7 protein-coding genes and 1 pseudogene are annotated in these 9852 nt (G+C 61.7%); 2 read left to right on the top strand and 6 right to left on the bottom strand.

The genetic code is table 11. From position 1 onward, the window contains the following. From leuB to leuC, 4 genes are all read right to left on the bottom strand, one after another. Positions 1-767 (bottom strand): 3-isopropylmalate dehydrogenase (leuB, locus tag WBB95_RS03240; protein ID WP_424486270.1); only part of this gene is annotated, 767 nt, incomplete at its 3' end. A gap of 53 nt (positions 768-820) precedes the next feature. Further along, a complete protein-coding gene (locus tag WBB95_RS03235; protein WP_424486269.1) occupies positions 821-1591 on the bottom strand; it encodes a class I SAM-dependent methyltransferase in 771 nt (256 codons plus the stop codon). A gap of 145 nt (positions 1592-1736) precedes the next feature. Beyond that, entirely contained in the window at positions 1737-2381 is a 645-nt protein-coding gene (gene leuD / locus WBB95_RS03230; RefSeq protein ID WP_122539350.1) for a 3-isopropylmalate dehydratase small subunit, read from the bottom strand. Positions 2382-2391: 10 nt separating this feature from the next. Beyond that, positions 2392-3810, bottom strand: a complete 1419-nt coding sequence (leuC, locus tag WBB95_RS03225; protein ID WP_424486268.1) for a 3-isopropylmalate dehydratase large subunit — start codon at positions 3808-3810, stop codon at positions 2392-2394. Positions 3811-3957: 147 nt separating this feature from the next. On the opposite strand from leuC, the gene WBB95_RS03220 reads away from it, so the two are divergent. Further along, a complete protein-coding gene (locus WBB95_RS03220) occupies positions 3958-4848 on the top strand; it encodes a LysR family transcriptional regulator (protein ID WP_424486267.1) in 891 nt (296 codons plus the stop codon). Between the two features lie 65 nt (positions 4849-4913). Continuing rightward, entirely contained in the window at positions 4914-8192 is a 3279-nt protein-coding gene (locus tag WBB95_RS03215; RefSeq protein ID WP_424486266.1) for a sensor domain-containing protein, read from the top strand. Positions 8193-8204: 12 nt separating this feature from the next. On the opposite strand, the gene WBB95_RS03210 is transcribed toward WBB95_RS03215, so the two are convergent. Both WBB95_RS03210 and WBB95_RS03205 read right to left on the bottom strand, forming a co-directional pair. Then, a complete protein-coding gene (locus WBB95_RS03210; protein WP_424486265.1) occupies positions 8205-9482 on the bottom strand; it encodes a hypothetical protein in 1278 nt (425 codons plus the stop codon). Between the two features lie 44 nt (positions 9483-9526). Continuing rightward, positions 9527-9852, bottom strand: a pseudogene (locus tag WBB95_RS03205) (hypothetical protein); the annotation flags it as partial.

The following is a 9852-nucleotide window of genomic DNA, read 5'->3' as shown; positions in this document are numbered from 1 at the left end:
ATCGACGCCTGGTCGGACAGGATGTCGCCGAACAGGTTGTCGGTGACGATCACGTCGAACTGCTTGGGTGCACGCACCAGCTGCATGGCGGCGTTGTCGACGTACATGTGGCTCAGTTCGACGTCCGGGTAGTCCTTGGCGACTTCTTCAACGATTTCGCGCCACAGCTGGCTGGAGGCCAAAACGTTGGCTTTGTCGACCGAGCAGACCTTCTTGCCACGCACGCGGGCCATGTCGAAACCGACACGGGCAATGCGGCGGATCTCGCTTTCGCTGTACGGCAGCGTGTCGTAGGCCTGGCGCTCGCCATTCTCCAACTCACGCACACCGCGCGGCGAGCCGAAATAGATGCCGCCGGTCAGTTCACGCACGATCAGGATGTCCAGGCCCGCCACCACTTCCGGCTTGAGGCTCGAAGCATCGGCCAGTTGCGGGTAAAGAATGGCCGGACGCAGGTTGCCGAACAGGCCCAGTTGCGCACGGATTTTCAGCAGGCCGCGCTCAGGGCGGATGTCACGTTCGATCTTGTCCCACTTCGGACCACCCACGGCGCCGAGCAGCACGGCGTCGGCCGCGCGGGCACGGTCGAGGGTTTCGTCGGCCAGCGGCACGCCGTGCTTGTCGATGGCGGCGCCGCCGATCACGTCGTGGCTCAGTTCGAAGCCCAGGCTGTACTTGCTGTTGGCGAGTTCCAGGACCTTGACCGCTTCGGCCATGATTTCCGGACCAATACCGTCGCCAGGGAGAATCAGAATCTGCTTGCTCATGCGTTCCTCATTTCATCAAGCGACCCGCCCGCAGGCAGGTCGGGAAAAATTAATCAGCCTTGTTTTTCGGCCCAGACCACCAGCACGTCGGTGCTGAAGGTGCCGTCGGCTTGAATCTCGTAGTAATCGCGCACTTCCTGGCCCATCGCCTGTTGCAGTTCCAGGATCGCCGCGCGCAATACCTCAGGCGTGCGCATGCGCTCGACCCACGAGGTGTATTCCAGGCGCAGGCGCTGACGGCTGCTGTTGCGCACATGCAAGCCGGCTTCGCTGAGGTGGCGCATCCACTCGGCGGCGGAGTAATCGCGCACGTGGCTGGTGTCACGCAGCACTTCGACGGTTTGCAGGTAAGTGTCCAACAGCGGGCTGCCCGGTGACAAGACGTCCACGAATGCCGCCACGCCGCCGGGCTTGAGCACGCGGCGTACTTCGCGCAAGGCCAGGCCGAGGTCACTCCAGTGGTGCGCCGAGTAGCGGCTGAACACGAAGTCGAACTCGCCATCGGCGAACGGCAGACGTTCGGCGGCGCCGTGCACGGTGCTGATGTTGTCCAGGCCGCGATCCTTTGCTGCACCAGCGACCACGTCGAGCATCTGCCGGGACAGGTCGTAGGCCACCACTTCTTTAACCAGCGGCGCAACGTGGAAGCTCACATGACCGGCACCGCAACCCAAATCCAGCAGTCGCGCAGCGCCGGCCCCGGCCAGTTCGGCCTGGAGCAGCGCGAATTCGGTGCCTTGGGCGTGCACGGCACTGCTCAGGTAGGCGCAGGCTTGCTCGCCGAATTGCTTTTGCACGACTTGGGTGTGGGCAGTGCTGGTCATGATGGCTTTCCTTGGGTTTTGGGGTGTTGGTACGGGCGTTATCGCAGGCAAGCCAGCTCCCACAGTTGACCGTGTTGTTCAGGAGAACATCGATCAATGTGGGAGCCGGGCTTGCCCGCGATGGGGCCCGCACGGTTACCGCAAATCAGGCGTCGCGAAACAACCAAGGCTGGCTCGCCCGGTGCCTGGTCTCAAACGCGGCAATCGCATCGCCGTCCTGCAAAGTCAGGCCGATGTCATCCAGGCCATTGATCAGGCAGTGCTTGCGGAACGCATCCACTTCAAAGTGGTACACCTTGCCATCCGGACGGGTCACAGTTTGCGCGGCCAGGTCGACGGTCAACTGGTAGCCCACGTCGGCTTCCACTTGCTTGAACAGCTCGTCTACTTCGGCATCGCTCAAGATGATCGGCAACAGGCCGTTCTTGAAGCTGTTGTTGAAGAAGATGTCGGCGTAGCTCGGCGCGATGATGCTGCGAAAGCCATATTCTTCCAGGGCCCATGGCGCGTGTTCACGGCTGGAGCCGCAGCCGAAGTTCTCGCGGGCCAGCAACACGCTGGCGCCTTGGTAACGCTCGGCGTTGAGCACGAAGTCCTTGTTCAACGGGCGCTTGGAGTTGTCCTGGTAGGCGTAGCCCACGTCCAGGTAGCGCCACTCGTCGAACAGGTTCGGGCCGAAACCGGTGCGCTTGATCGACTTCAAGAACTGCTTCGGGATGATCTGGTCAGTGTCGACGTTGGCACGGTCCAACGGCGCGACAAGACCTGTGTGTTGGGTAAAAGCTCTCATCGGGTATTCCTCAGATCAATTCGCGAACGTCGATGAAACGACCATTGACGGCGGCGGCGGCGGCCATGGCAGGGCTGACCAGGTGGGTACGCCCACCGGCACCCTGACGCCCTTCGAAGTTACGGTTGGAGGTGGACGCGCAATGCTCGCCCGACTCCAAACGGTCCGGGTTCATCGCCAGGCACATCGAGCAGCCCGGCTCACGCCATTCAAAACCGGCTTCAAGGAAGATCTTGTCCAGGCCTTCGGCTTCGGCTTGCGCTTTGACCAGGCCCGAACCCGGCACCACGATCGCTTGCTTGATAGTCGACGCCACTTTGCGGCCCTTGGCGATCACCGCCGCAGCGCGCAGGTCTTCAATCCGCGAGTTGGTGCAGGAACCGATAAACACGCGATCCAACTGAATGTCGGTGATCGCCTGGTTGGCTTTCAAGCCCATGTACTTCAGGGCGCGCTCGATGGAACCACGCTTGACCAGATCGGTTTCTTTAGCCGGGTCCGGCACATTCTGGTCGACGGCCAGGACCATTTCCGGCGAGGTACCCCAGCTGACTTGTGGCTTGATCTGGGCAGCGTCGAGTTCAACCACGGTGTCGAACACCGCGTCGGTGTCGGAGACCAGGTCTTTCCAGGCTTCGACGGCGGCGTCCCAATCGGCACCGCTTGGCGCAAATGGACGGCCCTTGACGTACTCAACGGTCTTTTCGTCCGCTGCCACCATGCCCACACGGGCACCGGCTTCGATGGACATGTTGCAGATGGTCATGCGGCCTTCGATGGACAGGTCGCGAATCGCGCTGCCGGCGAACTCGATGGCGTGCCCGTTACCGCCGGCGGTGCCGATCTTGCCGATAACCGCGAGGACGATGTCCTTGGCGGTGACGCCGAAAGGCAACTCACCCTCCACCGACACCAGCATGTTCTTCATCTTCTTGGCGACCAGGCACTGGGTGGCGAACACATGCTCCACCTCGGAAGTGCCGATGCCATGAGCCAGGGCGCCAAATGCGCCGTGGGTGGACGTGTGCGAGTCGCCGCAGACCACGGTCATGCCCGGCAAGGTGGCGCCCTGCTCCGGGCCGATCACGTGAACGATGCCTTGACGCACGTCATTCATCTTGAATTCGGTGATGCCGTATTCGTCGCAGTAATCGTCGAGGGTCTGCACCTGAAGGCGCGACACGGTGTCAACGATCGCGTCGATCCCGCCTTTGCGCTCCGGGGTGGTCGGTACGTTGTGGTCCGGGGTGGCGATGATCGAGTCGACGCGCCAAGGCTTGCGCCCGGCCAGTCGCAGGCCTTCGAACGCTTGCGGCGAGGTCACTTCATGGATGATGTGACGGTCGATATAGATCAGCGACGAGCCATCGTCGCGCCGTTTCACTTCATGGGAATCCCAAAGCTTGTCGTAAAGCGTTTTGCCGGCCATCAGTCGGTCCTCATCATCGGTCTTTCTATGCCCCGGGCCTTGAGACATTCAATAACCCTTTGGCTTGTGAGGCTGATGGTATGGCGCTACATTAAATAACTCAAATTCATATTTTTTATGCTTTGGATTACCAACTGGAATACCACCATGGACTTGGCCAACCTCAACGCTTTTATCGCCATTGCCGAGACCGGCAGTTTCTCCGGCGCCGGTGAACGCTTGCACCTGACCCAGCCCGCCATCAGCAAGCGCATCGCCGGTTTGGAGCAACAATTAAAGGTGCGGTTGTTCGACCGCCTGGGCCGCGAGGTCGGCTTGACCGAGGCCGGACGCGCCCTGCTGCCGCGCGCTTACCAGATTCTCAATGTGCTGGACGACACCCGCCGCGCCCTCACCAACCTGACCGGCGAAGTCAGCGGCCGCCTCACCCTGGCCACCAGCCACCACATCGGCCTGCACCGCCTGCCGCCGATCCTGCGCACCTTTACCCGCGAATACCCGAACGTCGCGCTGGATATTCAGTTTCTCGATTCGGAAGTGGCCTACGAAGAAATCCTCCACGGCCGCGCCGAAGTGGCCGTGATCACCCTGGCGCCCGACCCGCACCACTTGGTGCGCGCAACGCCGGTGTGGGATGACCCGCTGGACTTCGTGGTGGCACCAGAGCACAGCCTGACCGGCAACGGCACCGTCAACCTGGCCGATATCGCCAAACACCCGGCGGTGTTCCCGGGTGGCAACACCTTTACTCACCATATCGTCAGCCGGCTGTTCGAAGCCCAGGGCCTGACGCCGAACATCGCGATGAGCACTAACTACCTGGAAACTATCAAGATGATGGTCTCTATCGGCCTGGCCTGGAGCGTTTTGCCGCGCACCATGCTGGACGATCAGGTGGCGAGCATCGCTTTGCCGGGCATACAGCTCACTCGCCAGCTAGGCTATATCGTGCACACCGAAAGGACGCTGTCGAACGCTGCGCGGGCTTTCATGAGCCTATTGGATGCACAGGTCGATCTGCCAGGGATACCGGCATGAAGCTGTGCGGCCTCAAGGTTTGAATAAAACCGCGCGAACGCCCATTGAGCCAAGGCCCTTTGAACATGCGCAACCCCGTCGATTCCGTGCCACCGCTGCCCCGCATCTACGCCCTTGACCCCCAGGAAGCGGAGCAAAGCTGGGACAGCGCCCCGCAGTTGCTGGCAGCGCTCAATGCTGCCCGGCTCGGCGCGTGGGCGTGGGAAATCGACACCGGAAAGATCAGTTGGTCACGCGGCACCCAGGCACTGTTTGGCTATGACCCCCGCCAGCCGCTGCCCAAAGACCTCGATTACCTCGACCTGTTGGCGCCGCAAGACCGCGCCCGGGTCGTGCGGGCTTTTCACGCGGTGCTGGCCGGCGAGCCGTTCGAGCAGGCCATGCACCACCATATCCAGTGGCCGGATGGCAGCCACCACTGGCTCGAGATCAATGGCAGCCTGGCCCCCGACAAGACAGGCCGGCGCCGCATGATCGGGGTGATTCGCGAGACCACCCGCCAGCGCGAACGGGAGCAAGCCCTCAGCCACTCGGAAAAACGCTTCGCCACGCTGTTCCACCTGTGCCCGAACATGGTCCTGCTCACTCGGCAATCCGACGGATTGATCAGCGAGGCCAACCAGTATTTCGAAATGCACTTCGGCTGGCCGGTGGCCGACGTCATCGGGCGCACCACCCTGGACCTCGGCCTGTGGCGCCACCCCGAGCAACGCGCACTGCTGGTCAAGGCCACCCAGCGCAAGGGCGAACCGATCACCATGGAGGTTCAGTTCTGCGCCAGCAACGGCCAGATCCACGATGGCACCCTCAGCGCGCAAAAGGTCGAGCTCGAAGGCGAGGCTTACCTGATCAGCACGTTTCTCGACACCACCGATCGCAAGAACGCCGAACACGCCCTCAAGGACAGCCAGGAACGCCTCGACCTGGCCCTGGACTCGGCGCAGCTCGGCACCTGGGACTGGCACATTCCCAGCGGCATGCTCTACGGCTCGGCCCGTGCCGCGCAACTGCACGGCTTACCGCCGGAGCCGTTTCACGAACCTTTCGATGCGTTTTTTGAAGGCATGTCGGATGAAGAACGCGAAGGCATGCGCAATGCCTACCGCAGCTTGCGCGAAGGCCCGGACGGCAATTATCAGCTGACGTACCGCGTGCTGGTGGAAGACGGTAGCCCACGCTACCTGGAAAGCCGAGCCCGCCTTTATCGGGATGAAGCCGGCAAGCCGTTGCGCATGGCCGGCACCTTGCTGGACATCACCGACCAGGTGGAGCGCGAACAACGCCTGACCGCCTCCGAAGAAAAGTTCGCCAGCCTGTTCCTGGCCAGCCCCGACCCGATTTGCGTCACCCGCCTTGAGACCGGGGCGTTTATCGAGATCAACCCGGCCTTTACCCAGACCTTTGGCTGGACCGCCGCCGAAGTCATCGACAAAAGCGCCGAGCAGATCGGCCTGTGGGACGACTCCAGCAAGCGCCTGCAACGCATCGAGCGGGTGATCCGCGAGCAGTCACTGAGCAATGTGGCCGTGGTGGTGCGCCACAAGAATGGCCAGGCCCTGACCTGCGTGATCTCCAGCCGGCTGATCAAGGTCAGCGACCAGCCGTGCATCGTCACCACCCTGCGCGATATCACCCAGCAACAACGCTCGGAAGCCGCGCTCAAGGCCAGCGAAGAGAAGTTCGCCAAGGCCTTTCACTCCAGCCCCGACGCCATTTCGATCACGGAGCGCGACACCGGGCGGTATGTCGAGGTCAACGACGGCTTCTGTCGCCTGACCGGCTACCGCGCCGAAGAGGCCATCGGCCTGACGCTCTACCAGATAGGCATCTGGGCCGATGAAAACCAGCGCGCTGCACTGCTGGCCGAACTGCAGATCAAGGGCCGCATTCATCACCTGGAAATGCTCTGGCACAACAAACGTGGCGAATTGCTGGCGGTGGAAGTGTCGGTCGAGCCGATCACCCTGAATGAAATGCCGTGCCTGCTGCTCACCGCGCGCGACGTGAGCCTGCTGAAAAACGCCCAGGCGCAGATTCGCCACCTGGCCTATCACGACCCGCTGACCAACCTGCCCAACCGCGCCTTGCTGATGGACCGCCTGAGCCAGCAGATCGCCCTGCTCAAGCGCCACAACCTGCGTGGCGCCCTGCTGTTCCTGGACCTGGACCACTTCAAGCACATCAACGATTCCCTCGGCCACCCGGTGGGCGACACCGTGTTGAAAATCGTCACCGCGCGCCTGGAAGCCAGTGTGCGCATGGAGGACACGGTGGCGCGGCTGGGCGGCGATGAGTTTGTGGTGCTGCTCAGCGGCCTGGACGGCACACGCGCGGAAGTCAGCACGCAGGTGCAGGAGCTGGCCGATACCTTGCGCGAACTGCTCTCCGAGCCGATGTTTCTCGATGGCCATCGCCTGCAGGTCACTCCGAGCATTGGCGTGGCGCTGATTCCCGACCACGGTTCAACCCCGGCCGACTTGCTCAAGCGCGCCGACATTGCCCTTTACCGGGCGAAAGATTCGGGCCGCAACACCACGCAAATGTTCCACAACAGCATGCAAAAAACCGCCAGCGAGCGGCTGCGCATGGAGACCGACCTGCGCCTGGCGCTCTCGCGCGGCGAATTCAGCGTGCATTACCAGCCCCAGGTGGACGCACGTGGCAACAAAATTATCGGTGCCGAGGCGCTGGTGCGCTGGCAGCACCCGCAACTGGGCGCGCAGTCACCCACCGAATTTATCAAGGTGCTGGAAGACAGCGGCCTGATCCTGGAAGTGGGCACCTGGATTCTCGATGAGGCCTGCGGCGCCTTTGCGCAGTTGATTGCCGACGGCCTGGTGGACCCGCTGAATTTCAGCCTGTGCGTGAATATCAGCCCCCGCCAGTTTCGCCAGAATGACTTCGTGGAGCGGGTGGAGCGCAGCCTCAAGCACCATCAGTTGCCCTACAGCCTGCTGAAACTGGAAATCACCGAAGGCATCGTGATCCAGAACCTCGACGACACCGTGCTCAAGATGCGCCGCCTGAAAAAACTCGGCGTGAGCTTTGCCATGGATGACTTCGGCACCGGCTACTCGTCGCTGACCTACCTCAAACGCCTGCCGGTGGATGCGCTGAAAATCGACCAATCCTTTGTACGCGACGCGACCCACGACCCCAACGACGCCGAAATCATCCGCGCCATCGTGGCCATGGCGCGCAGCCTTAACCTGGAGGTAATCGCCGAGGGCGTAGAGACTCCGGAGCAATTGGCGTTCCTGCAAAAACTCGGCTGCCATTTGTTTCAGGGTTATCTGCACAGCCGGCCGTTGCCGATCGATGGGTTCAGGCGGTTGCTGGAGTAAGCCTGCGCTGAATCAAACCAGCTTTAAGGCACGGTACCCGGTGTTCATCCAGCGTGATGGTGCCAGGTCATGTTTGTGACCGTAGTAATCCAGCACGCCATTGACCACGGCCATCGAATGCCCATGATCGGCCAGCGTACCGATGGCGCCGTTCGCCAACTCCCCGACGTCCGTGTCTCGAACATACCCGTAAAGGCCCAGCCTGCGCAGGGCTTGCCCGGGGTGTTCACCGTCATTCAGCGTGTCCATCGCCACTGCGAAACTCTGATTGCCCCGAAAGTCGTTGTTCTCCAACTGCGCGCGCTTGGCGCTCACTGCGAACAAGAAATTGGCATCGCCCAGTAACGCCTGATCACTGCCGCGCAAGTTCGACCCCCGCGTGGCTTTGCTCAGTTCGTCATGGCTCACACAGAGTCTGAAGCCATCGCGCATGACCACTTCATAACCTGCGGGCACTGCGCCGATGTGTCTATAGATACCTGCCGGGTTTTGCCCGAACCGCATCATCGCTGCCTTGATCGCGGACACCGTCACGCAATTGCCTTGACTGCCCTGATAGAACCCGGACCAGACATCCGTAGGTCTGACGCCCACCGCTACCGCGGAGACGGCGGCAACCTCGCGGGTTCGCCGGGCTGTGGCGACATTGAGCAGCCGGTACCCGTAGCCTCGGTCGACCCGAGAGGTATCCCCGTAGTGATGCTTTACCCCATCAACCACCAGCGCGCTCCCGCGGTTATGGGTTTCCAGCACACCGACCACCGCCTCACCGACCATCTGCCGGGCAGACACGTTCTGCGCCAAGCCATACACACCCATACCCTGCAAACACCGGAGGGCCGTCTCGCCTTCCAGGGTTTTCGCCAGCGCAGCAGCAAAACCCGGATAGCCGCCCGCGAGCTGTTTGCGTTTCACAAAGGCCGCGAGCACAAGGTTGGCAGCCCTGACCGCTGCGTCGTCAGCCCCGGTGAACCGCGAGGCAATGCAGACTTGGCGCAACTCCTCACAGGTGAGTTCGACCTTGAACTCATCCTTCATCGTGATGGCGTAACCCCTGGCGGTACGTTCGACCTGGTCAAACATATCCGCAGGCGTACGGCCGAAGGTCATCATCATCATTTTGATGACTGCCGCATGGGTGCTGCAGTCAAAGTTTTCGCCGAAGCGCCGTTCGCTGGCGTTGAATGCAGGGATGACGATGTGCGGATTTTCGCGGACAGCCTGCCAGGAAACTCCAGCCTGCTGCGTTGGCGTTACAGCCAACGTTCGACTTGCCGTTGAGATGTTCATACCGTTGATCCTTTGGTGTAGGCAAAAAGCTGGCTGCCGGGCGGTCAGACCAAGGCGATGGCATTACCGTGAGTCGGCGCAAAACCCGGCTGGCCCCATAACTCTTCGCGTCCGTTGATCACGGCCACCGAATGCCCGGATCGATTGCTTATGCCCACTTGCCCACGGGCGAGTTCACGCACATTCACCGTGCGCATGTGCTTGCTCAACCCCAGGCGCTTCAAGCCTTCACCCGGCCCGTATTCATCTTCCTTATCGTTCAGACTGAGCATCGCCGCATGGAAACTTCGGCTCGCCGTACCGTCGTTGTTTTCCATTTGTGCGCGCTTGGCGCTGACGGCATAAAGAAACTGGGCATCCTGAAGCATCG

This window comes from Pseudomonas sp., assembly GCF_049645325.1.
Taxonomy (GTDB): domain Bacteria; phylum Pseudomonadota; class Gammaproteobacteria; order Pseudomonadales; family Pseudomonadaceae; genus Aquipseudomonas.
This window is presented reverse-complemented; position numbering and strand designations above follow the sequence as displayed.

Excerpts from the sequence above, each read along its gene's own strand:
- WBB95_RS03235 (WP_424486269.1), bottom strand. The coding sequence starts at position 1,591 with ATGACCAGCACTGCCCACACCCAAGTCGTGCAAAAGCAATTCGGCGAG.
- leuD (WP_122539350.1), bottom strand. The coding sequence starts at position 2,381 with ATGAGAGCTTTTACCCAACACACAGGTCTTGTCGCGCCGTTGGACCGT.
- leuC (WP_424486268.1), bottom strand. The coding sequence starts at position 3,810 with ATGGCCGGCAAAACGCTTTACGACAAGCTTTGGGATTCCCATGAAGTG.
- WBB95_RS03220 (WP_424486267.1), top strand. The coding sequence starts at position 3,958 with ATGGACTTGGCCAACCTCAACGCTTTTATCGCCATTGCCGAGACCGGC.
- WBB95_RS03215 (WP_424486266.1), top strand. The coding sequence starts at position 4,914 with ATGCGCAACCCCGTCGATTCCGTGCCACCGCTGCCCCGCATCTACGCC.
- WBB95_RS03210 (WP_424486265.1), bottom strand. The coding sequence starts at position 9,482 with ATGAACATCTCAACGGCAAGTCGAACGTTGGCTGTAACGCCAACGCAG.